Consider the following 24,366-nt stretch of genomic DNA (forward strand, 5'->3'; position numbering starts at 1 on the left):
CCCAATCTAGGCACGGGCGGCTGCCTGGCGAATGGCGGTGGAGAACCGTTTTGTAAAGATCTGTAAAGAACCGCATCTCTTGATGCAGGTCAACACGCCCTCTTCCGGTACGCCGCCAAATGAAGACAGGTAAGGGGGGTGCTATGCGCACCTCCGGCCTGAAGAGGACGCTTTAGATGAATCGATTGAAAGGAAAGGTCTGCATCATCACGGGTGCGTCAGTGGGCATTGGCCGCGCCTGCGCAGTTCGCATGGCCGAAGAAGGCGCCGCGGTAGCCCTGTTCGACATACATGACGGAGAGGGCAACGCATTGGTCAATCAGCTGGCTGGCGCTGGCTCTGCCGCGATCTACTGGCACGTCGACGTTCGGGAGGAAGCCAGTGTGCAGAATGCCATCGACGCCGTCGTGGATCGGTTTGGGCGTCTGGATGTCATGGTCAACAATGCCGGAATCGCTGGCGTCAACCGTCCGACCCACGAGCTCAGCGAGGCCGATTGGGACCAGGTGCAGGCAGTAAATGTGAAAGGCGTCTTCTTCTGCACCAAGCATGCCCTGCCCCACATGCGCAGGAACCGTGTCGGCAGCATCATCAATCTTTCTTCCATCTATGGCCTGGTGGGCGCAGCGGACCTTCCCGCTTACCACGCATCCAAGGGTGCGGTCACGCTGATGAGCAAGACCGACGCGTTGACCTATGCGAGCGATGGCATTCGGGTCAATTCGGTGCACCCTGGCTTCATCTGGACGCCGCTTGTCGAGCAGCACCTGCGAGACAGCGGTACCGCTGATCTGGTCGCCGGTAGACACGCGCTGGATCAACTGCACCCGTTGGGTCATGTCGGTACGCCGGACGATATTGCCTGGGGAGTGGTCTACCTTGCATCGGAGGAATCCCGATTCGTCACGGGCTCGTCCCTGGTGATCGACGGCGGCTACACGGCGCGCTGAGCTTGCACGTAACACCACGTACGTTGACCTGCGTCAATTTGCTGGCTGCGGCAGGGTTCTAGCATGCATGCGTCCCCGTTAGCCGTGGCTGCCATGAACACTCCAGACCTCCCCTCTCCCCTGTCCCCCGAGCTCTTTCCACGCTGGATAGAGGTGCTGCGCGACCGTACGAGGGTGTTGATTCGACCCATCACGGCGGCGGACAGGGATATCGAGCGCGCGTTCATTGAGGGCTTGTCGCCACAGGCCCGCCGTTTCCGGTTCCTGGGCCAGATTCGTTCGCCCAGCGAGCAATTGCTGACGCAGTTGACGGTGCTGGACCATACTCACCAGGTCGCCTTTGCCGCGGTCGTTTCCGACGAGTCGGGTGAGCAGTTGATCGGCGTAAGCCGTTACAGCACCACTGCCTCCGGGGATGCTTGCGAGTGTGCGGTGACGGTCGCCGACGAATGGCAGGGACGTGGACTGGGGGTGATCCTCATGAACCACCTGATCGCGATCGCCAGGTCGCAAGGCATCAAACAGATGTACTCGATTGACGACGCTCAGAACACACAGATGCGGGAGCTAGCCAAGCATCTGGGATTCAGTAGCCGTATCGATGCCGAAGACCATTGCCAGGTCATTCATGAGTTGATCCTCGATCCCAGTACCTGACATCGCGGAGGGCAGCATCGTGTCCAGCTTCTGTGGTGCTCAGGCGATCACGGCTTTCCTGTTCCGAGCGAAAGACAGCCCGCGCACGTCCCGTCACCATCGGCCCATCGCATCGGATTGGGGAACAACGCACGTACCGCCTGTCGGTCAGTGACCACGGGGTACTCCAGAAAGTGCGCGGCTACCGCATTGACCGAGTCTGTCGCGGCCAGATAGATGCACGCATCGGCCAGCCCCGACGATCGTGCCAGGGTTTCCGTCGTGGTGACCGGTGCCGCATACACCAACAGCGCCGGACCATACACGCGTACCATTCGCAAGGCAGCCTCAATGGTGGAGGGTGTCGCCGAGCCGTCATCGAGCACGATGATCGTTCGCTGCGCCAGTCCAGCCGATGAGCAGATTCCACAGCGCCTGCGATGCGCCTGAGCCTGGGCCACGAGCGCTTGCTGCACATCCTCGAGACCGGCTTTGCCGAGCGTTGTGTCTGGACTGCCCAACGGCGGTGACGATTCCGCCCGCTCCCTGCGGCTGGCGATCGCCACATCGAATGAAGCAGTGGCCCGCACGGCGGGCATACCCGCGAGCCTCAGCTGCGCCCCAAGCGCATCGGCGATGAGCCGTGCCATCGGCAACACGGCACATGAAACGGCCAGTATGGATGCCCGGCTTTGCTTGTACGCGCTCAACGCGTCCACGAGCCCGAGAGCTGCTTCAAGACAATCCCGGAAGACAAAGTGCGTCACGACGCTATCCTGTTTGGCAGAAGGTGCTTCTCGCCGCCCATGCCGCAGGGTGGCGACGCTCTATGGCCTCTGCGGGCCATGCCGGACCGTGCTCATCCCGCGTCCAGGTCAGTGTGCTGTAGATGCTCGGGGATGCATGTAGAGCACTACAGCTGCCGTTCAACAGCCAATGGCTACCGCCCTTCCTCTTATCTCAGTGGGCGAACAGTACTGGTATCGGACTGTGCCGGATCAGTGTGCGGGTGACGCCGCCAAACAGGAATTCCGAGGCACGGGATCTGCCGTAGCCACCGGCGACAATGCAATCGGCGCCGCTCTCCTTCACGAAGTTCAGTATGGCCGGTCCTGCCCCGCCCTCCTCATAACCGCGGTGCACAGGCGAGGCTGTTACGCCATGGCGCCGTAGATGAGCGACCAGGCGCAGACTCGCGTCGTCCTCCCTGCTCGGATCGTCCGGATCGGAATCGATATACAACAGGTGCACGCGCTGTGCAGCGATCAACAACGGCAAGGCATCATGCACCGCGCGAATGGCTTCCCGGGTGCTTTTCCACGCAATCACAACATGACGCGGCACCGCGTCGCGGGCGCCCGGCGGGACAAGCAGCAACGGCACCCCCGATTCCACCAGCAACGAGGAGACAAGCGTGTCCTCAGTGCCGGGGTCATCGCGATGCAACCCCAGGATGGTCAGGTCAACGCATCCTGCCTGAGGCATCACCTGATCCACCGGCCCCTCCCACACTCTCTCGTTCGCACACACGAGCCAATCCACACCTGCGCCTGCCAGCCGCTCCTTCAGCGTGGTGGCAAGCACCCTGACCGTTTCCTTGGCCGGCTCGTGAAGAGCGGTGTAGACGGCTGGGTAGTACATCCAACCCGTCGCGACCGGCACAACCACACTGGCCCCAGCCAGTGCTACCAGCCGGCTCCCCTGCTCACGCGAAAGCGCCGTGGCGAGACCCAGCGCCTGCTCATGCAGGCGGCCCAAGACGAAGGGCAACAGAATGTCGCAGTACATGCTCGCTCTCCCCGGGGTGAAAGAGCCGGTAGCTTGACCCCTGCGCGACGAATGAACTTGATCGAAGTCAATCAAAATTCCCCTGGATCGTTGACCTGGGTCAAGTCATCCCGGGATTCGTTCTGGACAAATGCCGGAGCAGAATCGCCTTTGACCGATTCCAGTGGGCAACCAGACATGCTGAGCATCGTCCAGGATCCGGCAGGCACCGCCGCGGGGCTGATTACCGCCGCTGTCGTCGGCGCCGTTGTTGGACTGGTCTGGCAGCGGGCAGGCGGGAGGATGGCGGCGGCCCACACGCGCATTGGCGGCAGTGTTGTGCTTGCGCTGGTCGCGATCTCAGGCGGGTTGGGAGCGCTGCTGGGAGGCGCGGCTCTGGTAGCTGGCGCGGTACTGCTGGGCCTGGTTGTCTGCCCTCGCCGGCGATACTCCCAGGCAGCTGCCGCCCATCTGATTGTGCTGCCTGCCCTGTATCTGGTCGGCGCCCTTGCAGTAAGTACACCGGCAACGGCGATCCTCGCCGGCAGTGCCATCCTGGTGATACTGGTTGGGGGGCCTGCCCTGATACGGAAGGTGAATGCGAATGTTTCCAACCGGGACCTTCGGGACATCGCAACGGTGCTGGCTGCGGGCTTTCTGATCCTTCCCTTGCTTCCAGACCGCACCGTCGACCCTTGGGAAGTCATCAACCCGAGTCGGCTCGGCACCCTCATCGTGGCGCTGATGGCAGTCAGCGTCGGAGCGCACCTGGCGCTGCGCCATCTGGGGCCCAGGTCGGCGTTGGCCTTGACCGGCTTCGCCGGTGGGTTCGTCTCCAGTACCGCCACCATCGCCGCAATGGCGGACGGGGCGCGGTCGTCGCCCCGACTGGCGCCTGCCTTCGCAGGAGTGGCCTTGCTTTCCAACGTGGCCATGATCCTGCAGTTGGGCCTGGTAATGGGCACGCTCGCGCCTGCATTGCTCGCCTACAGCATGGTCCCGCTGGTCTGCTCGGCAATCGTGGCCATGGGGACAGCATTGGCATTCGGATGGCGGTCCTTGCTCAGTACCTCAACAGTGTCCGGGCTGGCCATCGTGCGGCCATTCAAACCGTTGGCGATACTGGTTTTTGTTGGGCTGATCGTCATTCTGCTTCTGGCAGCAAGTCTGCTGCGAGACTGGCTGGGTGACGAGAGCCTGCCCTGGACTCTGGGTATCTCCGGCATTGCCGACGTTCACGCCGCCACCGCCTCTGCCGCCCAGATGGTGGGTGCGGAGCGGATCAGCAACGGTATCGCGATACAGGCGATCACCATCGCACTTGCGACCAACTCATTGCTGAAATGCTTGATTGCCGCGGCAAGAGGCGGATGGCGCTTCTCTGCTCCGTTGTTGATCGGGACCAGCCTGATCGTCGGAACATTCGCTGTGGCCGCCGGGCGTAGCGGGTGATCGTCAACACCTTGACCCACGTCAATATCTCCTCGCAGGACTGGCGGAGAATGCGGGGCAACGCCGGCCTCTGTGTGCAACAGCCAAGATGGATATTCTTGTCCCTTTGACGGATACGCCCGCTGATGCTTCTGCCATGCAGCTGGCAGCAGCGCTTGTCGGCGCCCGTGGCGGGCACGTCACGCTGGTGCAGCCAGTGGAATCTCCGTTGCCCGACGTTGCACGCACCGAAGTCCCGCCCAGAGTCGCCACGCTCTTGCGCCGGGTTGCGCAGTGGAGCGTTCCGCATGACATCCAGATCGAGGACGGGCGCGCGGAACGTCCTGTGGACGCGATTGCCCTGCGCGCACAGGGTTTCGACCAGCTGATAATGGCGTGCGCCGGACATGACGACGCCGAGCGCAGGCTGCAACATGCTCAGTTCTCTTCACTGGTGAGCCGATCCGGACGCCCCATCCTGGCATTGCCAGGGAGAACCCGTTTCGACGGAATCTTCAAGCGGGCCGTCATCGGCTGGAGTGCAACCCCCGAATCCGCTCGCGCGGCACATGATTTCCTGAGATTGGATTTCGCGTGTGCCCTTGTGGTTACCACCGTGGACGGAAGTGACCGGGTCAATGAACATGCTCAGGCGTTCGTCAACAGTCTGGTGCGGCAGGGGCGAGAGGCGACATTTACTCCCGTGTCGTCAGATGGGAGGAGCGTGGCTGAAGCGCTGCTGGGCCACGCATTCGATAGTCAGGCGGATCTACTCGTCTGCGGCGCCTATGGCCATTCGCGCGCGCGCGAATGGCTGCTGGGGGGAACGACGAGGGAGCTCTTCGAGCGCACCCTCACTCCCCTGTTCCTGTCACGTTGACGCACCCGGATGCCAGAGCCATGTTGAAGGATATTCTTGTGCCTTTGTCAGACTCATCAGCAGATGACGCGGCCATCCGCTTCGCCGTCGAGATCGGCAGGTCGCAGGACGCGCGGGTGCGCATCATCGAAACGGTCGACCTGCCTCCGCCGGCGATCGGGACTGCTGATCCGACACCCCGCGCATCGTTCCTGGCTGCCCAGGACGCATGTCGGCGGGAGGCCTCGGAAAGAGCCTCAAGGATCAGGGCCAGAATCGCGGAGCACCCTGGTGTTTCCGTGGAAGTTCACGAAGCGGGCATTGAATCTCCTGCAGAGCTCGCCGCTCGACTGGCCTTCTCTGCGGATCTGGCCATTGTCGGGGGCTGGTCAGGATTCGCCAGCGCCGACCCAGCGGGCGCGGCCCTGTTCAATGCGCTGCTTTTTGACGCGGGAAGGCCCGTCGTGGTGGTGCCGCCGCATTGGCGGGCAAGCGACCACTCGTGTGCGATTGTGGGTTGGAAAGACACCCCAAACGCATGCCGCGCCCTGCACAGCGCGATCCCATTGCTACAGCAGTTGCAGACTGTCCTTCTGGTGGAGATATGCAGCCATTCGGACGAGATGGAGGGTGCTGCTGGCACTGTCACAGCTTCCCTCATTGAACACCTCCGGAGCTGGGGCATCGCCGCATCGACCACCCGGCTGCTTGCCAGACACCGCCGTTCCAGCGAGGTCCTGCTCGATCACGCCCGCGCGACCAAGGCGACGTTGATCGTGGTTGGCGGATACGGACACTCCCGCCTGCGCGAGCGGACCATCGGAGGGATGACGATGGAGCTATTGCAGGGGGCGACCATTCCGGTCCTTTATGCCCATTGAGTACCCCCAACGCCAGGATCGTGCCTCGGCAACGGCGAAAGGCAGATTGGGGAGCACGCAGTCGGGCTCCTGGCGCTTCGCGCTGTTCTCCCTTGGAATCTACATAGGGTGCTGGCTGCTTGCCGCAGTCGAACCCTACCACCGGCGCGACTGGTTGCTGGAGAATCTGCTGGTATTCATCGCCATTCCCTACGTTGTCTTCCAGCAGTGGAAGCGCCCGTTCCGGCCCGCAACCAATGTCTCGCTTCTGCTTTTTCTGTGCCTTCATGCCGTTGGCGCTCATTTTACGTACTCGGAAGTCCCTTACGACGCTTGGGCGCAGAAACTGGCGGGCTACAGGATCACCGACCTGTTCGGCTGGGATCGCAACCATTTCGACAGACTCGTTCACCTCGCCTACGGCGTATTGGTCTTTCCCGCGGCGAGAGAGCTCTACGCAAGGCGTGCTGTGGCCAGCGAGCTGACGCTGACCCTGATTGCCACTCAGTTCATCGTCGCCACGTCCGCTGCCTATGAACTGATCGAATGGGGCGCGGTTCTGGTGGTCGACCAGGACCTTGGAATGGCTTATCTCGGCATCCAGGGCGACGTGTGGGATGCGCACAAGGATGTGCTGTTGGCTTCGGCTGGAGCGATCGTCAGCGCGGTGGGTGCGAGCGTACGGCATGCCACGTCTTCTCACTCCCGGTCGTCGGACTGATCCACGCAGAAGATCCTGTGCATGGCAACCAGCATCGCCTCAACGCGGCTGTCGTTGATGCGATAGAAGACTGAACGGGATTCTCGCCGGGTCGTCACCAAATGCCGCTGACGCAGTTCGGCGAGCTGCTGGGAAAGGGCCGGCTGTCGGATGCCGGTGGCCTCTTCGAGGCCACCCACGGTCGACTCGCCTTGGGACAATTGGCAGAGCAACAGCAGACGCGACGGCGTGGCCATGAAGCGCAGCAACTCGGCCACTTCAGGCGCCCGTTCCTTCATGTCGGCCAGGTTGTTGGCGGTGAGGCGGTTGGTCAAGAGCGGGGCACCAGAGAGGAGAGCTGGAGCGTACCTGTTAATCCGCACGCCAGCTGAATCGGACAAAGGACACGAGAAAGCACTTACATAGTTTATATAAGTATGTATTAATATCCATCATCCAACCACCGGGAGCGAGTCGTGAACAGGCCTGTCGTCGTCGATTCTTCATTGGAGAGAGCTCAAGACATCGTGCGTGAAGCGCGAGGTGGCCGCACGCCTTCGCCTTGCGTGAAGACGTTCTTCGACCCCGCCACCTTTACGGCCAGCCACGTGGTACGCGACCCCCGGTCTTCGGCGTGCGCCATCATCGACAGCGTTCTTGATTTCGATATGCCCTCTGGACGCACCTCGACCGACTCCGCCGCGGCGCTGGTCCAGTACATTCATGACGAAGGGCTGCAGGTTCAGTGGCTGCTGGAAACGCATGCCCACGCCGATCACCTTTCCGCTGCACCGTGGTTGCAGCGGCAGGTCGGCGGAACGCTTGCCATTGGCGAGCACATCACCGGCGTGCAGGACACCTTCGGCAAGGTGTTCAACGCTGGCAAGGAGTTCAAGCGCGACGGGAGCCAATTCGACCATCTGTTTGCCGATGGCGCGGACTTCACCGTTGGGAATCTCCAGGCAACTGCCTTGCACGTGCCCGGCCACACCCCTGCGTGCATGGCCTACGTCATCGGGGATGCGGTGTTTCCCGGCGACACTCTGTTCATGCCGGACTACGGCACGGCCCGCTGCGACTTCCCCGGTGGCTCGGCCCGCCAGCTCTATCGTTCCATCCAACGTCTACTGGCCCTGCCGGATGACGCCCGGGTGTTCCTCTGCCACGACTACAAGGCCACGGGCCGGGATCGGTTCGCATGGGAAACCACCATAGGGGCGGAACGAACCGCGAATATCCATGTGCATCAAGGCGTGACGGAGGACATGTTCGTGGAGATGCGTGAGAGCCGCGACGCGACGCTCCCCATGCCGCGCCTGATCCTGCCCTCAGTGCAGGTCAACATGCGCGCGGGCCATCTGCCCGACCCGGATGACAATGGGGTGCGCTACCTCAAACTGCCGGTGGACCTGCTATGACCCTACCCTCTTTGGCTTGGTACTGGCCCGTCATCGGCGGCCTGATGATCGGTACGGCAGCGGGTGGGTTTCTGGTGCTGACCGGTCGCATTGCCGGCGTCTCCGGCTTGCTTGCCAACACTCTTGGCCTGTCGCCCGCTGGCGACCGTTCTTTGTCGGCCCTGTTCCTCGCAGGGCTGCTGGTGGCGTCCGGGCTGGCGCTCGCGGTCAAGCCCATTTCGCTGCCGTCGCTTTCAATCTCCGCTACGCCGTTGTTGGTGTTGGCCGGGCTGCTGGTCGGCTTTGGAACGCGCCTCGGATCTGGCTGCACGAGCGGTCACGGCGTTTGCGGCCTGGCCAGGCTGTCACCACGCTCCATGGTTGCCACGGGCGTTTTCATGCTCATGGGCATGGCTACCGTGGCGGTTGTCCGCATGATGATCGGAGGCGGAACATGATCCGGCTGGCGGCAGTTCTGTGTGGCGCCTTGTTTGGCCTGGGCCTGGTCGTCTCGGACATGGCCAATCCCGCGCGCGTACTCGCCTTTCTTGACGTCGCAGGCAGGTGGGATCCATCACTGGCACTTGTCATGGCCGGGGCGCTGATTCCGTCAGCGATCGCCTATCGATGGGTCCGCGCACGCAATGCTCCTGTGCTCGCTGCGGCGCTGCACATTCCCAATCAGCATCAGATCGACCGCAACCTGGTCATTGGCGCGGTAGTGTTTGGCGTTGGGTGGGGGCTGGCAGGCGTATGCCCGGGCCCGGCCATTGCACTGTTGCCAACGGGTCAACCCTTTGCACTCGTTTTCGCGGCCGCCATGGTCGTCGGCATGCTCCTCCACTGGCTCCTTCACCGTCCCCGCTCAACAGAGAATTCGCCATGAATCTGCACTCACTTGCGCCGAGCTTGCATGTGACCGACCAACTGGTTCCCACCGACATACCTGCCTTGAAAGAGGCGGGCATCTCGAGTGTTATCTGTAATAGACCCAACGGCGAGCAGCCGGACCAGCCCGATCACCTTGCACTGCAGGCGGCCTGCTCCAGGGCGGGCCTGGGCTTTGCTTATCTGCCCGTCGTGCCTGGCGGCATCACCGATGGACATGTGCAGCAGTTTGGCGTGCTGCTGGAACAACTGCCTGCACCCATCGTCGCTTACTGCAGGACCGGCACCCGCTCGACGTCGCTATGGGCCCTATCCCAGGTTCGTAGCGGCGGCGCTACGCCCGAACAGGTGCTGTCCATTGCCGGTGAGGCTGGTTACGACCTGTCCTCTCTTGCCTCGCGCCTGCGAGGCGGCACCTCCTCCCCTGCCTGACGGCCGACTGACATGCAAACCCATTTCCCGTTGCAGCTCGCACTGGGTGGACTCTCTGGCATTCTCGTCGGTTTCATACTCGGACTGGTCTTGGAGGCGGCTCCATCTTAGCTGTCCCGCTGATGCTCTACTTGGTGGGTATCAACAACCCTCACGTCGCCATAGGCACGAGCGCATTTGCGGTTGCTGCCAATGCACTCTCAAATCACTCATTTTCCTTACTGCAGCCTACATGAGCCTGCATGTGCTCTAACGCGATCCGAGCGATCGTAAAGCGGCTCCGGCCCAATCTATACAGAGGCGGCGCCATCTCCTAACCCCCGATAACAATCCCTAATCCTAATACTGGATGGCAGCTCCCCTGCCCTATCCGCTGGGCCAAGGTCCGCTTCCGGCCACGAGCAGCCCTTCATTGAAAGCGGGGGGGGCGCCGCCAAAATGAAGCTTCGCGTGTTTTCAGGCAGGCGGGCATTCCTTCATCAAAGTATCGCTGCTGAGCGGAGCGTGAGAGAGAACCAACCGCGGCGGCACTCCTATCACCCGCCCAGCACGCTCTTTAGGACGACATTTGCGCGCGCCAAAAAAAAGGTTGGGTTGATCTACCATCGATCCTTCCTATGCCAGTACTCAACTTGTCCTTGGGCACAAGTCAGGGCTTGCTTTAGCGCCTGAACTTGGGACTCCGTAACGCCATCCTCAACGATGTCTTCGCAGGCGCTTTCAAGTGCCCAATACACTGGAGCCGCTCGGTTAATGTAGTGCAGCCACTCGTTCAACTCACGGTGCGTTGGGACGGTCGCGGCGTGCACGTGTCCTGCCAGACCGGCGGATAGATCTCGGAGCGCCATCGCCACATCCCACGGCTCATTGATCGTAGACATCAGCAAGGCTCCTGTTTCTCGGGCTTACGCACAATTGGGCGAATGGATTGATGGGGGCTTGTCCCATTAGCACTGGTGGGGACTCAAGGTGATCGCATCAAGATGCCTCTGGAGGACACAGCATACCCCTGGACTTCATCTCTTGTGGCTCCTGCGGATCAGCCGATTAAGGAGATCTGTAGTCCTTCGTGGTCTCCCGATCGGCGCCTCCGGTCCGATAGCGCCCTTGTAACAACGTTGGATTCGATGTGGAAGGATGTCAGCTTTCGGCCAAAAGCAGGCCCTAGGCCCTCCATCTCTGGGCGCACATCATGCTTCTCGCTCATGCAAACCTCAGGATTTGCAGTGAGAGTGCATAGGAGAATTTAGCCTTCAGCCGTATTCCGGCACTCTGACTGAGCCGACTTAGTAGAAGTCGGCCATTCCCCGCGTATACGCTTGGTAAGCACCTTCGATCTCTTCCTCGCTTGGCGGGAGATAGTTAGGATCCTTCCCGTTCCTTAAGGCATTGCAGACGCGATACCACCCTCTGAAATCACGTGCATCGATTGAAAGGCCTGACTGAGCAGCGATGGATTCGGGTGGCTTCGGCGGTGCATGCTTGATCTGGTCCACGAGGGCGGCAGCTGTGTTAGCAGCACGAAGTGCCGACTCTGCACCCCCTTCCGCATTCGCAGCGAAGGCTGCAGCCCAGACGTGGGGCGTTGCCTCCGACAGAAGCCAGCGTCGGATCGCAGGATCGAGCAAATCGTCTTCAGCGTTCACAGGCGCTCCGAACAGTGACTCCGAGAACTGCGTGTCAGAGGCCCACCCTCCAGGCGGGGATCAACCTGTTCCGGGTACGTTTAGTGTACGCGTCGCGAGCTTGCATTGGCCCACGCCTCTGCTTAGACCACGGCTGCGCATGCCATCGCTCGGTGCGGTCTAGGGATTGATCCAATAGTTTGTACAAGCCTTTGGTCCAATAGTTTGTGCAACCTGCACGAACTATTGGACCTTGGCTACAAGCGAAGTGCCTTAGTTCCCTGAACGGGGACCAAGTTCATGTACCAGTCAGTTCAATATTCAGGAGCGATTGCGGTGGCAAACGGATAATTCACACCTATCGAACGGGTTTTTCAGGCTCGTCCGATCTACCAAAACAAGAAAGGTGTGAGTGTCCCGATGAACAAGATTTCCCTGCTGGCCCTGGGTCTCGTGGTTGCCATGCCGTTCGCGGCCTCCGCCGCTGATGGCCTGTCCTACAACTACGTGGAAGGCGGTTACGTGAACACCGACGCCCGTGGCGGCGATGCCGACGGTTGGGGTGTCAAGGGTTCGGTCGCGGTGCATCCGAACTTCCACATCTTTGGTGATTACACCGCGCAGGAAACCGAGCGCAGCAACGCTGACGTTGATCAGTGGCGCCTGGGTGTCGGCTACAACTACGGCATCGCGCCGACCACCGACCTGGTGGCCCGCGTCGCGTACCAGAAGTTCGATCCGAAGCGTGGCCTGGACTTCAATGGCTATTCGACCGAAGTCGGCGTGCGCACTGCGTTCACCCCGATGATCGAAGGCTATGCGCTGGCCGGCTACGAAGATTTCAGCGAGAAGCACGGCATCAATCCGGACGGCGAGTTCTACGGCCGCGTCGGCGCCACCGCCAAGTTCAACCAGAACTGGGGCCTGAGTGGCGAAGTGAAGCTGGCCAAGGCCGGTGACCGCGAGTGGTTCGTCGGTCCGCGCTTCACCTGGTAAGAACGCCTGTCGTTAGTGCGTAATACGTAGTTGAAAGAATGGTGTGGTGGTAAGTGCGAAACGGCGTGTGACCTCTCTCCCACACGCCCACGGAGCCCGGCCTTTGGTCGGGCTCTTTTTTTTTGGCTCCTCCATGCAGGCTCAACGAGGCGTGGCGGGCGCTTTGTTCAGGCGATCAATGATTTCGGACGCATGGAATGACCTGCCCCAGGTCCGTTGGTCCTTCGCTTTCAAGATGCCTATTGTCATCAGCTCGTTGATGCCCTTGGTCGCCGCTACCAGCGACACGTCCAGCAGGGCTGCGACATTGTTTGCGGTAACTACCGGTTGCTCTATCAGCAAGTCGGGAAGCCGCCTCACCACCGAGTGGCTGCGATAACCCGAGGTCGCCTCTGACCATGCGCGCCCGATCGCGCGCAGATCGTCGGCCAACGATACGCACTCGCCCGCCGCCTCAAGCACGGCACGGTATGTCATATCCAGCCAGGGACCCCATTTCCCCTGCAACTGGACCTGTTTGAGCGCGGCGTAATAGCCGCTGCGGTTACGCATCAGCATTCCGGACAGGTAGAGCGGGGGCAAGCCTTCGGCAGCAAGAATGAGCGGCATCAGGATACGTCCGGTCCGCCCGTTTCCATCGTTGAAGGGATGGATGGTCTCGAACTGCGCATGCGCGATCGCCATCTGGGCAAGCACGGTCAGCTCACCCTGCTCATCTTCACGACGGGCGTAACGCAGCATGTTCTGTTCGAGATCGCGCATGCACGCGTCGATATGGGCGGGCGGCGCAGGCACGAAGCTTGCGTCCTCGATCCTGCCCGTGCCTATCCATGCCTGGATGTCACGGTAAGTGCCCCTTGGAACGTTCTCGTGCTCCATCAGCATTGCATGGATCTGCCTGACGAGCGTGCAATCCAGCGCCGCCCGTCCCCCGCTTCGCACGGCGTCCAGTCCGTACTGCAACGCTTCCACGTAATGCTGGGTGGTGCGCACGTCCGGCGGAAGGCCATCGGCGCTCCATGTCGCTTCATAGGTCAGCAATTCATCGAGATCGGTTTTTGTGCCCTCGATCTGTGAACTCTGAACCGCCTCGCGCCTCACCAGTGTGCGGGTCAGGATATCCGGGTTGTTCCATCCCTCCATCGCACCGATAAGGCGGCCGAGTGCCTGGCTCGCGGCGTGGGCAAGTTCAGGCGAACCGGATCCTGCAGGCAACGCCCTCGGCGTGGGCGGCGCCACCATGGCGCGCACGTTGGGTTTCCCGTCCACCGGCACGAGATGTTGGCGCAGGTGCGGAGCTACATCACTCTGTCGCATGGCCGATCACCTCGAAAGTTTAAAAAACAGGCTATCTTTTTAACTTTATCCACGAAAAGTTAAAAAGTCACGCGCACTCTTTAACTTTCCGCGAGCAACCGCCGAGCATGGCGCGGCGCTATCGGCAAAGAAAAACCCCGGCGTTGGCCGGGGTTCGTCAGGTCAGATCAGGCGAGCCCTGCCCGGGTCACTTGAACAGCGTGTCCGGATACTCCGGCTTCTGCTCACGCGCCAACAGGGTGCGCAGGCCTTCGGAGGGGGTCTGTTCGCCGTGCAGCACGGCACGAACGCCATCGGAAATCGGCAGGTCGATGCCGTAACGACGCGCCTGGCGCATCACTTCGTCAGCGGTCTGCACCGATTCCACCACCTGTCCGATTTCGCGGATGGCATCCTGCAGCGTCTGGCCACGGCCCAGGGCGAGGCCCAGGCGACGGTTGCGCGACAGGTCGCCGGTGCAGGTCAGCACCAGGTCGCCCAGCCCGGCCAGGCCCATCAGGGTTTCCGGCTTGGCACCGATGGCCGCGGCCAGGCGCAGCATCTCGTTGAGGCCACGGGTGATCAGGCCGGCACGTGCGTTCAGGCCCAGCTGCATGCCATCGGCAACGCCGGTGGCCACGGCCAGCACGTTCTTCATCGCACCGCCCAGCTCGGCTCCCAGCATGTCATCGCCGGTGTAGGCGCGGAAGGCGGGACCGTGCATGGCTTCAGCCACGGCCTGCGCGAATTCGGGCACGTCGCCGTGCACGGTGATCGCAGTGGGCAGGCCCTGGGTGACTTCCTTGGCGAACGACGGCCCGGTGACCACCGCCAGCGGCACGTCATCGCCGAGGATCTCGCGCGCTACTTCATGCAGGAAGCGACCCGAGCCCGGTTCAAAGCCCTTGGTCGCCCATGCCACGCCGGCACCGGCCGGACGCAGCGGCGCCAGCGCGGTCACCGTTTCGTTGAACGCATGCGACGGCGTCACGACCAGGATCCACGCGGCGCCTTCCACGGCCTGCGCCATGTCGGTGGTCGCACGCAGCGACTCCGGCAGCGGGATGCCCGGCAGGTAACGGGTGTTCTCGTGGCGCTGGTCGATGGCTTCCACCATCGCCGCGTCGCGTCCCCACAGCACGGTCCGAAGACCGTGCCGGGCGAGCAGGCTGGCCAGCGCGGTTCCCCAGGAACCGGCGCCGAGTACGGCTACTTTGTCAGCGTTATCGCTCATGCGCGGGGTCGGAACGCCGATCAGGCGTTGCCGGCCGGCTCGGAGTTGGCGAGCGAAGACGCTTCACCCTGCTCCTGGCGCTGGCGCAGGGTTTCCGCGTACAGGCCTTCGAAGTTGATCGGCTGCAGGAAGAACGGCGGGAAGCCGCCGGCCTGGATCAGGTCGCTGACCAGCGAACGCACGTACGGGAATAGGATGTTGGGGCACTGGGTGCCGAGCAGCACGTCGATCGACTGCGGGTCCAGGCCGACCAGGCCGAACACGCCGGCCTGCTTCACTTCGGCCACGTACGCGGTGCGGTCTTCGGCCTTGCAGGTCAGGGTGACGGCCAGCACGACTTCGAAGGCGTTCTCGCCCAGGCGCTGCACCTGCTGGTTCAGGTTGAGCTGCAGTTCCGGCTGCACCTGGTCGTTGAAGATGCTCGGAGCATTCGGCGATTCGAAGGAAACGTCCTTGACGTAGATCTTTTCGACGGTGAACGCGGGGCCGTTGGCGGCGTCGACCGGCGCGACGGCGCCGTTGGTGTTTTCTTCGGACATTTCCTGTTGCTCCAGATTATTCGTTGAACGTTATGTTTGATCGGTATGTTGCATCAACAGCGATGGGGGCGGGTCATGCAGTGCACAACCCCTGCCTGCGCCATCAGGTCAATGACGACCCTTGACCAGCGGAAGTTCTGCCTGCTGCCACGCCGGCAAGCCACCGTCGAGCACGGAAACCTGCTCGAAACCGGCTTTCTTCAGCGCCTTGGCAGCGGCTTCGGATGCGGTGCCGGCACGGCATACCAGCACCACCGGGCGCTGCTTGGCCGCGGCCACCAGCTTGTGCTCCGGACCGAACTGGCTGGCCTGCACGTTCTTGCTGCCTGCGATGTGGCCCTTCTCGAAGTCGCTGCTGGCGGACAGGTCCACCACCACGGCGTCGCCGGCGTTCATCAGCTGCACCAGCTCGGCAGGCTTGAGCGACTTGTAGCCACGGAACAGACGGCGGATTTCAGTGACGATGATCGCGGCGGTCAGGCCCACCAGGGCGGCTGACAGCATGGGGTTTCGGCCTGCAAAGGCCACCAACTCTTCGTAATTCACGCAGGTCACGGGTCGATAAGCGGGCGCCGATTGTCGCACAAGGCGATGGGCGCGGGATTCCAGCGGCGATTTCCGGCGTCAGCCCGATCGCTGGCGATCGGCCAGAGCGGGCCTCAATGCCCCTGCCACAGGTCCGGCAGGCCATTGAACTGCCACCAGCGCTTGCCTTCGGGATCCCAGCGCCAGCGCTCCACCACAGTCACCAGGCGCTCGGCCTGGGTGTTGATGTTGATCACGCCGATTTCCACGCGGCGCTCCACCGTGCCATCGGGCAAGGACGCGGTGCTGCGTTCGCGGTAGGCCGAAACGCGCAGCTGCGAATAGCGGTTGAGCTCGAATTCGGTGGGCGGGTTGGTCTTGCGCCGTTCGGGGTCGAGATAGCCGACGGCGTCTTCCATGCTGCCCCAGCGGATGGTGGATCCGTAGGCGTTCTGGGTCTCTTCCAGCATCGTGCGCTGTTTGCGGCTGAAATCGGCGGCCATCGTCATGGACGAGGCGACCAGCAGGCTGGACAGCATCAACAACTGGATCAGGCGGCGCATGTGCAGGTGCTTCAACGGTCTGCTCCCCAAGGCATCAGCCTGCCATCCTACCCTTTGGCGAAGGCAACGAAACGACCGCTCAGTTCAGCGGCCGGCTTGCCATCGGTTCCGGGCTGCACCGCCACCACGCCGATCCGCGCCTTGCCGCGCTGCTTGAACGTGGACAGGAAGGTGTCCCAGTCACTGTCCGGATCGATCTGCGCCTGTGCATGCAGGTCGCCGTACACCGGGGCGCGGTAGCGCAGCTGGCTGTCGGCCACGTACACCTCCGCTTCAAAGCCGGCCAGCCGCAGGCGCAGGGTCACCAGGGCCCAGCCAGAGAGCGTCATGGCCGAGGCCAGGCTGCCACCGAAGGCGTTGCCCTTGTCATTGACGTTGACCGCCAGGGGCGCGGTCAGCTGCAGCTGGCCATCGGCGTAGCTTTCCAGGCGCAGTTGCATCGCCCGCACCGGCGGCATGCTGTCGAGCACCTGTTGCAGGACCAGCAGCGAGGAGGAAACGGGTTCGACGGACATCGGTGGTTACACCTGCAACAACGCGGGCCCGCATAATGCAGGCAATGGATGAACATGCGAAACCGTGTGGTTGGACATTGGTGTCGCTGCGCCCGCAGGGGCAGCACGCGGCGCTGCGTGCCGCCGTGGCCCATTCAGGGGCGCAGATCGTCGCCTTGTCGCCGTGGCGGCTGCAGCGCCGCCCTGATGCCGCAGGGGCTCGCGCCTTGTGCACGGCATTGCAGGCCTCGGCGGTGATCTTCACCAGCCCCGGCGCGGTGGCTGCGGCGGCCTCCTGCGGCGATGGTTTCCTGAATGCTCCCGAACGACCTTGGCTGGCGGTGGGTGAAGGCACGCTGCGCGCCCTGCGTGCGCACGGTATCGAACATGCCATCGCGCCCTCGCGGATGGACAGCGAGGGCCTGCTGGCGTTGCCCGTACTGTCCGATGTGCAGGGAATGACCATAGGCCTGGTCACCGCACCCGGTGGACGCGGATTGATTGCCGCCGATCTGCAGGCGCGCGGTGCCCGGCTGCTGCGCGCCGACGTCTACCGCCGTGTGCCCGTGCAGCTGCCGGCGCGGACGCTGGCGCGGTTGTCGCGATCACCACGGCCGTGGGTGCTGGCGGTCAGCAGTGGCGAAGCCCTGGAGCGTGTCTGGGCGCAGCTGTCGCCGACGTGGCAGGCACGCTGGCAGGCCGACATGGCGGTGGTGGTCGCCAGCGAGCGGCTGGCGGTGCAGGCACGGGCGTTGGGCCTGGCCCCGGTGCGGGTGGCCGCCGGACCGACTCCCAGCCAGATGGCCACCGCCGCGCTGGCACTGCACGCTGATGTGAGCCAGACCCGGTAGCGCCGAGCCACGCTCGGCGAGCGCAGCGGCGGTCATGCCGAGGTCCAAGGTGACGTCCGCCAGGCATGTCGCGGCCCTGCCCCCCCCTCTGCGCTGCTTGCCGCTGGCGCATGCAACAGGGATGCTGTCCTGATGACTGAAACTCCCCCACCCACCCCGCCGCAGCGGTCGCTGCGCTGGATCGTCCCGCTGGTCCTTGTCCTGCTGCTGGTCGCCGCCAGCGGCTGGGGATGGCATGCCGTGCAGCAATGGCAGGAACGTGCCCGCCTGCAGTCGCAGGCCGACGCGGTCCGGCTGCAGGGCCTGCTGGACAGCGTGGAAGCGCTGCGTCGCGACCAGCGCGCGGCCAGCGCCCGGCTGCAGGACGCGGCCAGCACCAACCGGGTGCTGCGTGATGAAGTGCTGGGCCTGGGCCAGCGCAGTGCCTTGATTGAAGAGAACCTGGCGCGGCTCGCCGAAAGCGCCCGCCAGGACAGCCATGCGCTGCATGCGGACGAGGCCGAACTGCTGCTGACCCAGGCCGCACAGCGGCTGGATGGCGCCGATGACCTGGCCGGCGCGCGCAGGCTGTATGCACTTGCCGCCACCCAACTGGAAGACCTGCCGGCCGCCAGCGGGCTGAACCTGCGCCAGGCGCTGCTGCAGGAACGCAACGTGCTTGATGCTGCCGGCAACGGGCCGCGGGCCGATGCCCGGCTGCGCCTGGCGACCTTCGCCCAGGCGTTGCAGACCCTGCCGCTGCAGGCCCCGGCGTCGCCGACCAGCACCGCACGGGAACGACCGTGGTGGGAGGTCGCATTGGCCCCGTTCGTGCAGATCACGCCCAGCCGCCTCAGTGGCCCGCTGACCGATGCCCAGCGCGTGGCCGGTGCCGACGCGCTGCAGGTGGAGCTGACCCTGGCCCGCGCTGCGGTGGAACGCGGCGACAGCACGGCCCTGCAGCAGGCGCTGGACCGGATTGAACACGGGATGACCCGGCTGTGGCCGGATTCACCGGACCTGCGCAGGCAGCGTGCTGAACTGCGTGCATTGCGCTCGGCGCCGCTGCGCCTGAGCGCACCGGAACTGGGCAGCACCCTGCAACAACTGCGTACTTTGCGCGATGGAGAGACCCCGTTATGAAGCCCTTGCAATCCCTGATCGTGCTGCTGTTGGCCGTGGCGCTGGGCGTCGTCGGCGCGCAGTGGCTGGGCGCCGACACGCTCAACCAGTATGGCGAAGTGATCTTCCGCTACGGCGGTACCGATTACCGAAGCACCCTGCCGCAGGTCGCGCTGCTGGTGCTGGTGACGCTGCTGGTGCTGTGGCTGCTGTGGAGCCTGATCGCTTCACCGTTCCGTGCATGGGGCCGCTATCGCCGCAAGCAGGGCCGCGTGCGCCTGGTGGATGGCCTGCAGGCCTATGAACACGGCCATTGGCAGCGCGCGGAGAAGCTGTTCGACGGCGCGGCACAGGACCAGGAAGTGACCGGCGTGGCGCTGGCCAACGCGGCGCGCAGTGCGCGTGCGCGCGGTGACGACACCGCCAGCCAGACCTACCTGCAGCGCCTGGGCGCGGCCGATGCCACCAGCCTGGCGCTGCTGCGCGCCGAACAGCTGCTCGCCGACGACCTGCCGGTGGATGCGATCAACACTCTGGATGCGGCCAACCTGCAGCCACTGCCGCCGCGCGGACTGTGGCTGCGCAGTGAAGCGCTGGCCCGCGCCGGCCGTGCCCACGAGGCGTACGGTCAGCTGGGTGCACTGCGCCAGAGCAAGGTGCTGCCCGCCGATGCCCTGACCACGCTGGAAGCCCGGCTGGCGGCACAGGCGCTGCTGGAAGCGGCCGACGTCAATGCACTCGCCGCGCAGTGGGAGACCACGCCGAAGGCGCTGCGTGCCGACCCTGCGGTGGTGTCCGCCTATGCCGCACGTGCGGTGGCGCTGGACTGGGACGAGCCGGCCCTGCTGGCGCTGGAACAGGCGCTGGACCAGCGCTGGAGCGATGAGCTGGTGGAGCTCTATGGGGCGCTGCCGGCATCGCGGCTGGCGACCCGCGAATCCAACCTGGCGCGCTGGCGCCGGGTGCACGACGGTTCGCCCGCGTTGCTGCTGGCACAGGGTCGCGTGGCGCTGGCACAGGGCCGCAATGAAGAGGCCGAAGGGCTGCTGCACGAGGCGATCGCCGCCGGCGCCGGTGCATCGGCGTGGGAAGCGCTGGGCGCATCGCTGCTCGCCCGCGGTGAGACCACGCTGGCCGCACAATGCTTGGCCAACGCACTGCGCGAGCAGCGCGGCGAAGACAGCATCGCGCTGGTACGCCCGGAGCCGGCCGTGGTGGTGGCCCCGCGCGCAACGGTGGAAGAGCAGGTGATGGCGCCGGTGCCGCCGGTGTACGACGCCGGTGAGCCGCGCGACGACAACGGTTTCCCGCGCGTTCCCTAGCATTGAGGTAGCGCCGAGCCCTGCTCGGCGTATGCGGCTCCCGGCTCGCCGAGCAGGGCTCGGCGCTACCGGATCACGCCCATCAGCGTTCGACGATCGCCACCACGCCCATGCCGCCGGCGGTGCAGATCGACACCAGCGCACGGCCACCGCCGCGCTCGGCCAGCTGCTTGGCCGCCGTGGCGATCACCCGCGCACCGGTTGCCGCGAATGGATGACCGGTGGCCAGCGAGGAACCCAGCGGGTTGATCTTTTCCGGGTCGATGCGGCCCAGCGGAGCGTCCAGGCCCAAGCGGTTGCGGCAGTAGTCTTCGCTTTCCCAGGCGCGCAGCGTGCACAGCACCTGCGCGGCGAACGCTTCATGGATTTCGTAGATGTCGAAATCCTGCAGGGTCAGGCCGTTGCGCTTGAGCATTTCCGGTACGGCCACGGTCGGAGCCATCAACAGGCCTTCGCCATGCACGAAATCGACCGCTGCGACCTGCGAGTCACGCAGGTAGGCCAGCGGTTCGTGGCCGTGCGCACGCGCCCATTCTTCGCTGGCCAGCAGCACCGCCGAGGCGCCATCGGTCAGCGGGGTGGAGTTGGCGGCGGTCAACGTGCCGCGGCCGGAGACCTTGTCGAAGGCCGGCTTCAGCGTGGCCAGTTTTTCCAGCGAGGTGTCGGCGCGCAGGATGTTGTCGCGCTCCACGCCGCGGAACGGGGCGATCAGGTCGTTGAAAAAGCCACGCTCGTACGCTGCGGCCAGCTTGCGGTGCGAAGACACCGCCCACTCATCCTGCGAATCGCGCGAGATGTTCCATTCCTTGGCCATGTCTTCGCAGTGGTCGCCCATGCTCTTGCCGGTGCGCGGCTCGGCCACTCCGGGGAACTCGGGCTTGAACTCGGAGAACTTGAAACCGCGGGTCAGCGCGCGGATCTTGTCGCCGGGGCTCTTGGCCCGGTTGGCCGCCAGCAGGCGGGCACGCAGCTTCTTGCCATAGACGATCGGCACGTCGGAGGTGGTATCCGAACCGCCGCCGATGCCGGATTCGATCTGGCCCAGGGCGATCTTGTTGGCTACCGCGATGATGGTGTCCAGCGAGGTGCCGCAGGCACGCTGCATGGTGATGCCGGGCGTCAGCGCGGACAGCCCCGAGGACAGGGCGGCTTCACGGCCGAGGTTCCAATCGCTGGAGTGCTTGATCACCGCCCCCATCGCGACTTCGCCGAGCTGCTGGCCATGCAGGCCGAACCGTTCGACAAGGGCACCGAGCGTACGCACCGACATGCCAAGGTTGCCGACATCCGAATATGCGGTGTTCTGGCGGCAGAACGGAATACGGACGCCACCGAGGATGGCGACGGGTCGGGCGTTGGGCATGGACATACCTGGCATGGGATAGGGTGTCTGCAACATGGCCTGCACGACATGGCAGGCATAATGGTCCCAAGTGTAGCTGCCGCCCTGTGATGGGCCAACCGTGAAACCATGAGCAAAACCGACCCCGCCATGAACGCCATCGGCGTGCTGGCCCTTGAGCTCGCCGATGGGCAATCGCCCACGCAGGCCGCACTGACCGCCGATCAATCCGGCGAACTGGCCGAGCGCATCGGCCGCGACCTGGTCAAGCTGGTGCCACAGGCCAGCGAGCTGGACCTGGTGTTCGCCGCGGCGCATTTCGACCCGGCCGAAGTGCTGCGCCCGGGCTGGCCGATCCACCGCCGCCTGGAAGAGCTGCAGATGCGCGCACCGGGTCGCAGCCAGGGCCCGCGCCTGCTGGCCTTCGGCGCCGACGCCAATGGCGATGTGCCGTTGCCGTTCCAGGCCGATGCCACGCTGAAAGGCGGCGGCCTGCGCGTGCTGCCGTTCCTGCTGACCGGCACGGATGCGGCCACCACGGCGGCGGTATCCGATGCGCTGGAAACGGTGCTGCTGGCCGAGGGCATGGCGCATGCCGATACCGCGCTGCTGGCGCAGAAGGCGTTTGGTGCACGCGTGGAACATGCACGCTATTTCACCGTGAACGATCTCGCCGCGATGATGTCGATGCAGTACGACAACCAGGGCCTGGCGATTCTATGGCCGCTGATCGAGACGGCGATCATGGCGCCGGGGCAGGATGAGTGGCTGGATGCCGCGCCGGAGCCGTTGCTGCGTTATACGCAGGGCGAGGCGCGGATGGCGCTGTTCGATCCGGCAGGCTGGTGCACGTACTACGCGCACGGGCGCAATGACTGCGAGCAGTTGAAGGGCGTGTATGAGCAGTACCTGATGCGACAGCGGCAGATGGCGGCGGTGTTGGAGGCGCATGGGGTGCCGGTGTTGTTCGTGCATTGCGAGGCGGGGCAGGATGCGCGGGCGTTGTTGGAACGGTGAATTTTTGCTGCTCGGCGCTTTGATTTTCAGTGGGTGAGGCGATGGTCCGGGTCAGGCAGGACACGCCGTGAACCCTTCCATGGAGGCTCGCTGTTGCCATCCTTGGCAACAGACGGTCCTGCCTGACCCGGACCATCGACTCTGCTGACGGATTTCTGGTGCCGGCGGCGGTGGGGGATTTGAAAGCAGAACGCCGGCTTTCGCCGGCGTTCCTGTTTGCGTGCAGCTGATCTGTTACGGGGCTTTGATTACTGCGCAGGCCAGGCGGGCGCCGGCGTTGCCGGTGGGCTGGGTCTTGTAGTCGTCGGCGTCAGCGTGGACGATCAGGCCGCGGCCGATGATGTCAAAGTCGTCGCCCTTGCCGATGTTGACGTTGGTCGAGACCGGGGCGTCGATGGTGGCCACGCCTTCGGCGTTGGCGGTGATGTTGGGCATGTCGCCGCCGTGGTGCGGGTCGCTGGCCACGCTGCCGTGGTCCTGGGTGCCCGGGTTGAAGTGGCCGCCCGCGCTGGCGCCGTCCGGTGCGCTGCAGTCGCCCTTTTCGTGGATGTGGAAGCCGTGCTCGCTGCCCGGCTTCAGGCCGCTGACCTGGCCGGTGACGTGGACGCGGCCGTCGACCAGCTTGAAGCTGACCGAGCCCTTGGTTTCATTGCCTTGGGTCGGTGCCAGTTCGGCGACGGCGGTGGCGCCGGTTTCTGCGGTCGGGCCGGTCATCGGCGGCGGGGCTTCGGCCGGGGTGGTGGCTGCGGTGGCTTCGGCCGGGGTGGCCGGGGCAACGGTGTCGGCGGCGTTTTCCGGCTGCTTGTTGCAGGCGCTCAGGCCAAGGGCGGCAACGGCAACGAACAGCGAAGTGTGGATCAGGCGCATCAGGTGGTTCTCCATTGGATGGGTGCAGGGCCCGCAGCCCAAGGGCTACTTCGTGATGCGGATGAGGCCGCAGGCGATGCGTGCGCCGGCATTGCCGGCAGGCTGGCTGCGATGATCGTCGGACTGGGCGTGCACGATCAGTGCACGTCCGGCGATGTCGTTGGCGGCGCCACCGCCAAGGGTGACGCCTCGCAGGTGGATATCGACGTTGGCGCGGCCCTGCGCATCGGCGCGCAGGTTGGGCATGTCGCCAAGGTGGTGCGGCCCGCTGCCCGGCGCGCCATGCGGCTGCTGGGTCGGGTTGAAATGGTTGCCCGCGCTGCTGGCATCCACGGCGCTGCAGTCACCGCGCTCGTGCACGTGGAACGCCGGCTGCTGCAGCGGCTGCAGTCCGCCGATCACGCCGGTCACGTGCACGCCACCGGTTTCGGGCACCAGGGCGAGGCGACCGCTGACGATGCTGGCCGAAGCCGGCGACAGATTGCTCTCGGCCATCTGCGCGGTACTCACCACGCTCACCGCCACCGGCGGCGCAGCGGGCGGCGGCGGCGTGGTACCGCAGGCAACCAACAACAGGCCGGCGGCAGCCGGCAGGATCAGGCGGATCGAGGACATCGTGGACTCCTTGCAATGCACGTTACGGGCCTGCCTGTCCACGACACATCAACGCCAGG

The 24,366-nt window shown here is 64.3% G+C and carries 27 protein-coding genes and 1 pseudogene; 16 read left to right on the top strand and 12 right to left on the bottom strand.

The window, feature by feature from the left end; translation table 11 throughout:
* The first annotated feature begins 176 nt into the window (after positions 1-176).
* Both CXG43_RS18300 and CXG43_RS18305 read left to right on the top strand, forming a co-directional pair.
* Positions 177-950, top strand: a complete 774-nt coding sequence (locus CXG43_RS18300; RefSeq protein ID WP_101101560.1) for a glucose 1-dehydrogenase — start codon at positions 177-179, stop codon at positions 948-950.
* Positions 951-1,043: 93 nt separating this feature from the next.
* Positions 1,044-1,607: a GNAT family N-acetyltransferase gene (locus tag CXG43_RS18305; protein WP_101101562.1), complete on the top strand. Its 564-nt coding sequence runs from the start codon at positions 1,044-1,046 to the stop codon at positions 1,605-1,607.
* 47 nt (positions 1,608-1,654) lie between these two features.
* Here the strand turns inward: CXG43_RS18305 and CXG43_RS18310 are convergent, their stop codons facing one another.
* Both CXG43_RS18310 and CXG43_RS18315 read right to left on the bottom strand, forming a co-directional pair.
* Positions 1,655-2,353, bottom strand: a complete 699-nt coding sequence (locus CXG43_RS18310; protein WP_101115981.1) for a phosphoribosyltransferase family protein — start codon at positions 2,351-2,353, stop codon at positions 1,655-1,657.
* Between the two features lie 193 nt (positions 2,354-2,546).
* Positions 2,547-3,374 (bottom strand): universal stress protein, encoded by an 828-nt coding sequence (locus tag CXG43_RS18315; RefSeq protein WP_101101779.1) that lies wholly within the window; start codon positions 3,372-3,374, stop codon positions 2,547-2,549.
* Positions 3,375-3,425: 51 nt separating this feature from the next.
* On the opposite strand from CXG43_RS18315, the gene CXG43_RS18320 reads away from it, so the two are divergent.
* From CXG43_RS18320 to CXG43_RS18335, 4 genes are all read left to right on the top strand, one after another.
* Positions 3,426-4,805, top strand: a complete 1,380-nt coding sequence (locus CXG43_RS18320) for a DUF4010 domain-containing protein (RefSeq protein WP_157825135.1) — start codon at positions 3,426-3,428, stop codon at positions 4,803-4,805.
* 88 nt (positions 4,806-4,893) lie between these two features.
* Complete coding sequence (locus CXG43_RS18325; protein ID WP_101101568.1) at positions 4,894-5,664, top strand: universal stress protein; 771 nt, start codon at positions 4,894-4,896, stop codon at positions 5,662-5,664.
* Between the two features lie 20 nt (positions 5,665-5,684).
* Positions 5,685-6,524, top strand: a complete 840-nt coding sequence (locus CXG43_RS18330; RefSeq protein ID WP_198551349.1) for a universal stress protein — start codon at positions 5,685-5,687, stop codon at positions 6,522-6,524.
* Positions 6,514-7,224, top strand: coding sequence for a DUF2238 domain-containing protein (locus CXG43_RS18335; protein WP_101101572.1), 711 nt, complete (start codon positions 6,514-6,516; stop codon positions 7,222-7,224). Before CXG43_RS18330 ends, CXG43_RS18335 begins: the two co-directional genes overlap by 11 nt.
* Here the strand turns inward: CXG43_RS18335 and CXG43_RS18340 are convergent.
* Positions 7,203-7,502 carry a metalloregulator ArsR/SmtB family transcription factor gene (locus CXG43_RS18340; protein ID WP_101101781.1) on the bottom strand — a complete coding sequence of 100 codons (300 nt, stop codon included), beginning with the start codon at positions 7,500-7,502 and terminating at the stop codon, positions 7,203-7,205. The genes CXG43_RS18335 and CXG43_RS18340 overlap by 22 nt on opposite strands.
* 228 nt (positions 7,503-7,730) lie before the next feature.
* On the opposite strand from CXG43_RS18340, the gene CXG43_RS18345 reads away from it, so the two are divergent.
* The 6 genes and pseudogenes from CXG43_RS18345 to CXG43_RS18370 all read left to right on the top strand — a co-directional run bounded on the left by CXG43_RS18345 (position 7,731) and on the right by CXG43_RS18370 (position 12,541).
* The gene (locus CXG43_RS18345) at positions 7,731-8,621 is read left to right on the top strand and encodes an MBL fold metallo-hydrolase (RefSeq protein ID WP_101101783.1); all 891 of its coding nucleotides are present in this window, start codon (positions 7,731-7,733) and stop codon (positions 8,619-8,621) included.
* Positions 8,618-9,058 (top strand): YeeE/YedE family protein, encoded by a 441-nt coding sequence (locus tag CXG43_RS18350; RefSeq protein ID WP_101101574.1) that lies wholly within the window; start codon positions 8,618-8,620, stop codon positions 9,056-9,058. Before CXG43_RS18345 ends, CXG43_RS18350 begins: the two co-directional genes overlap by 4 nt.
* Positions 9,055-9,486 carry a YeeE/YedE family protein gene (locus CXG43_RS18355; RefSeq protein ID WP_101101576.1) on the top strand — a complete coding sequence of 144 codons (432 nt, stop codon included), beginning with the start codon at positions 9,055-9,057 and terminating at the stop codon, positions 9,484-9,486. Before CXG43_RS18350 ends, CXG43_RS18355 begins: the two co-directional genes overlap by 4 nt.
* The gene (locus CXG43_RS18360; RefSeq protein ID WP_101101578.1) at positions 9,483-9,920 is read left to right on the top strand and encodes a TIGR01244 family sulfur transferase; all 438 of its coding nucleotides are present in this window, start codon (positions 9,483-9,485) and stop codon (positions 9,918-9,920) included. Before CXG43_RS18355 ends, CXG43_RS18360 begins: the two co-directional genes overlap by 4 nt.
* Positions 9,921-9,932: 12 nt before the next feature.
* Positions 9,933-10,126, top strand: a pseudogene (locus tag CXG43_RS18365) (TSUP family transporter); the annotation flags it as partial.
* Positions 10,127-11,965: 1,839 nt separating this feature from the next.
* Positions 11,966-12,541, top strand: coding sequence for an Ax21 family protein (locus CXG43_RS18370; protein ID WP_042614718.1), 576 nt, complete (start codon positions 11,966-11,968; stop codon positions 12,539-12,541).
* Positions 12,542-12,682: 141 nt separating this feature from the next.
* Here CXG43_RS18370 and CXG43_RS18375 read toward each other — a convergent pair whose 3' ends face one another.
* The 6 genes from CXG43_RS18375 to CXG43_RS18400 all read right to left on the bottom strand — a co-directional run bounded on the left by CXG43_RS18375 (position 12,683) and on the right by CXG43_RS18400 (position 17,213).
* The gene (locus CXG43_RS18375) at positions 12,683-13,858 is read right to left on the bottom strand and encodes a Fic/DOC family N-terminal domain-containing protein (protein WP_101101580.1); all 1,176 of its coding nucleotides are present in this window, start codon (positions 13,856-13,858) and stop codon (positions 12,683-12,685) included.
* Between the two features lie 187 nt (positions 13,859-14,045).
* The gene (locus CXG43_RS18380) at positions 14,046-15,071 is read right to left on the bottom strand and encodes an NAD(P)H-dependent glycerol-3-phosphate dehydrogenase (RefSeq protein ID WP_101101582.1); all 1,026 of its coding nucleotides are present in this window, start codon (positions 15,069-15,071) and stop codon (positions 14,046-14,048) included.
* A gap of 20 nt (positions 15,072-15,091) precedes the next feature.
* Positions 15,092-15,610, bottom strand: a complete 519-nt coding sequence (gene secB, locus CXG43_RS18385; RefSeq protein ID WP_042614716.1) for a protein-export chaperone SecB — start codon at positions 15,608-15,610, stop codon at positions 15,092-15,094.
* Between the two features lie 108 nt (positions 15,611-15,718).
* Positions 15,719-16,156, bottom strand: coding sequence for a rhodanese-like domain-containing protein (locus CXG43_RS18390; protein ID WP_101101785.1), 438 nt, complete (start codon positions 16,154-16,156; stop codon positions 15,719-15,721).
* A gap of 113 nt (positions 16,157-16,269) precedes the next feature.
* Positions 16,270-16,698, bottom strand: a complete 429-nt coding sequence (locus CXG43_RS18395; RefSeq protein WP_101101584.1) for a hypothetical protein — start codon at positions 16,696-16,698, stop codon at positions 16,270-16,272.
* Positions 16,699-16,745: 47 nt separating this feature from the next.
* A complete protein-coding gene (locus CXG43_RS18400; protein WP_101101586.1) occupies positions 16,746-17,213 on the bottom strand; it encodes a YiiD C-terminal domain-containing protein in 468 nt (155 codons plus the stop codon).
* 35 nt (positions 17,214-17,248) lie between these two features.
* Between CXG43_RS18400 and CXG43_RS18405 the strand changes: the two genes are divergently transcribed.
* From CXG43_RS18405 to CXG43_RS18415, 3 genes are all read left to right on the top strand, one after another.
* Positions 17,249-18,043, top strand: coding sequence for a uroporphyrinogen-III synthase (locus CXG43_RS18405; RefSeq protein WP_101101588.1), 795 nt, complete (start codon positions 17,249-17,251; stop codon positions 18,041-18,043).
* 132 nt (positions 18,044-18,175) lie between these two features.
* The gene (locus CXG43_RS18410; protein WP_101101590.1) at positions 18,176-19,165 is read left to right on the top strand and encodes a uroporphyrinogen-III C-methyltransferase; all 990 of its coding nucleotides are present in this window, start codon (positions 18,176-18,178) and stop codon (positions 19,163-19,165) included.
* Complete coding sequence (locus CXG43_RS18415) at positions 19,162-20,466, top strand: heme biosynthesis HemY N-terminal domain-containing protein (RefSeq protein ID WP_101101592.1); 1,305 nt, start codon at positions 19,162-19,164, stop codon at positions 20,464-20,466. The genes CXG43_RS18410 and CXG43_RS18415 overlap by 4 nt, the downstream gene beginning before the upstream one ends.
* Before the next feature lie 82 nt (positions 20,467-20,548).
* Here CXG43_RS18415 and CXG43_RS18420 read toward each other — a convergent pair whose 3' ends face one another.
* A complete protein-coding gene (locus CXG43_RS18420) occupies positions 20,549-21,844 on the bottom strand; it encodes an acetyl-CoA C-acetyltransferase (protein WP_101101594.1) in 1,296 nt (431 codons plus the stop codon).
* 93 nt (positions 21,845-21,937) lie between these two features.
* On the opposite strand from CXG43_RS18420, the gene CXG43_RS18425 reads away from it, so the two are divergent.
* Positions 21,938-22,825, top strand: coding sequence for a hypothetical protein (locus tag CXG43_RS18425; RefSeq protein WP_101101596.1), 888 nt, complete (start codon positions 21,938-21,940; stop codon positions 22,823-22,825).
* Between the two features lie 234 nt (positions 22,826-23,059).
* On the opposite strand, the gene CXG43_RS18430 is transcribed toward CXG43_RS18425, so the two are convergent.
* Both CXG43_RS18430 and CXG43_RS18435 read right to left on the bottom strand, forming a co-directional pair.
* Positions 23,060-23,692 carry a superoxide dismutase family protein gene (locus tag CXG43_RS18430; protein ID WP_101101787.1) on the bottom strand — a complete coding sequence of 211 codons (633 nt, stop codon included), beginning with the start codon at positions 23,690-23,692 and terminating at the stop codon, positions 23,060-23,062.
* Positions 23,693-23,737: 45 nt separating this feature from the next.
* Positions 23,738-24,307 (bottom strand): superoxide dismutase family protein, encoded by a 570-nt coding sequence (locus tag CXG43_RS18435; RefSeq protein WP_182656525.1) that lies wholly within the window; start codon positions 24,305-24,307, stop codon positions 23,738-23,740.
* Between the last annotated feature and the right edge of the window lie 59 nt (positions 24,308-24,366).

Source organism: Stenotrophomonas sp. Bg11-02 (genome assembly GCF_002836635.1).
Classification (GTDB): Bacteria; Pseudomonadota; Gammaproteobacteria; order Xanthomonadales; family Xanthomonadaceae; genus Stenotrophomonas; species Stenotrophomonas lacuserhaii.

Excerpts from the sequence above, each read along its gene's own strand:
- CXG43_RS18300 (WP_101101560.1), top strand. The coding sequence starts at position 177 with ATGAATCGATTGAAAGGAAAGGTCTGCATCATCACGGGTGCGTCAGTG.
- CXG43_RS18305 (WP_101101562.1), top strand. The coding sequence starts at position 1,044 with ATGAACACTCCAGACCTCCCCTCTCCCCTGTCCCCCGAGCTCTTTCCA.
- CXG43_RS18315 (WP_101101779.1), bottom strand. The coding sequence starts at position 3,374 with ATGTACTGCGACATTCTGTTGCCCTTCGTCTTGGGCCGCCTGCATGAG.
- CXG43_RS18320 (WP_157825135.1), top strand. The coding sequence starts at position 3,426 with ATGAACTTGATCGAAGTCAATCAAAATTCCCCTGGATCGTTGACCTGG.
- CXG43_RS18325 (WP_101101568.1), top strand. The coding sequence starts at position 4,894 with ATGGATATTCTTGTCCCTTTGACGGATACGCCCGCTGATGCTTCTGCC.
- CXG43_RS18330 (WP_198551349.1), top strand. The coding sequence starts at position 5,685 with ATGTTGAAGGATATTCTTGTGCCTTTGTCAGACTCATCAGCAGATGAC.
- CXG43_RS18335 (WP_101101572.1), top strand. The coding sequence starts at position 6,514 with ATGCCCATTGAGTACCCCCAACGCCAGGATCGTGCCTCGGCAACGGCG.
- CXG43_RS18340 (WP_101101781.1), bottom strand. The coding sequence starts at position 7,502 with ATGAAGGAACGGGCGCCTGAAGTGGCCGAGTTGCTGCGCTTCATGGCC.
- CXG43_RS18350 (WP_101101574.1), top strand. The coding sequence starts at position 8,618 with ATGACCCTACCCTCTTTGGCTTGGTACTGGCCCGTCATCGGCGGCCTG.
- CXG43_RS18355 (WP_101101576.1), top strand. The coding sequence starts at position 9,055 with ATGATCCGGCTGGCGGCAGTTCTGTGTGGCGCCTTGTTTGGCCTGGGC.
- CXG43_RS18360 (WP_101101578.1), top strand. The coding sequence starts at position 9,483 with ATGAATCTGCACTCACTTGCGCCGAGCTTGCATGTGACCGACCAACTG.
- CXG43_RS18370 (WP_042614718.1), top strand. The coding sequence starts at position 11,966 with ATGAACAAGATTTCCCTGCTGGCCCTGGGTCTCGTGGTTGCCATGCCG.
- CXG43_RS18375 (WP_101101580.1), bottom strand. The coding sequence starts at position 13,858 with ATGCGACAGAGTGATGTAGCTCCGCACCTGCGCCAACATCTCGTGCCG.
- CXG43_RS18380 (WP_101101582.1), bottom strand. The coding sequence starts at position 15,071 with ATGAGCGATAACGCTGACAAAGTAGCCGTACTCGGCGCCGGTTCCTGG.
- secB (WP_042614716.1), bottom strand. The coding sequence starts at position 15,610 with ATGTCCGAAGAAAACACCAACGGCGCCGTCGCGCCGGTCGACGCCGCC.
- CXG43_RS18395 (WP_101101584.1), bottom strand. The coding sequence starts at position 16,698 with ATGCGCCGCCTGATCCAGTTGTTGATGCTGTCCAGCCTGCTGGTCGCC.
- CXG43_RS18400 (WP_101101586.1), bottom strand. The coding sequence starts at position 17,213 with ATGTCCGTCGAACCCGTTTCCTCCTCGCTGCTGGTCCTGCAACAGGTG.
- CXG43_RS18405 (WP_101101588.1), top strand. The coding sequence starts at position 17,249 with ATGCAGGCAATGGATGAACATGCGAAACCGTGTGGTTGGACATTGGTG.
- CXG43_RS18410 (WP_101101590.1), top strand. The coding sequence starts at position 18,176 with ATGACTGAAACTCCCCCACCCACCCCGCCGCAGCGGTCGCTGCGCTGG.
- CXG43_RS18415 (WP_101101592.1), top strand. The coding sequence starts at position 19,162 with ATGAAGCCCTTGCAATCCCTGATCGTGCTGCTGTTGGCCGTGGCGCTG.
- CXG43_RS18420 (WP_101101594.1), bottom strand. The coding sequence starts at position 21,844 with ATGCCAGGTATGTCCATGCCCAACGCCCGACCCGTCGCCATCCTCGGT.
- CXG43_RS18425 (WP_101101596.1), top strand. The coding sequence starts at position 21,938 with ATGAGCAAAACCGACCCCGCCATGAACGCCATCGGCGTGCTGGCCCTT.
- CXG43_RS18430 (WP_101101787.1), bottom strand. The coding sequence starts at position 23,692 with ATGCGCCTGATCCACACTTCGCTGTTCGTTGCCGTTGCCGCCCTTGGC.
- CXG43_RS18435 (WP_182656525.1), bottom strand. The coding sequence starts at position 24,307 with ATGTCCTCGATCCGCCTGATCCTGCCGGCTGCCGCCGGCCTGTTGTTG.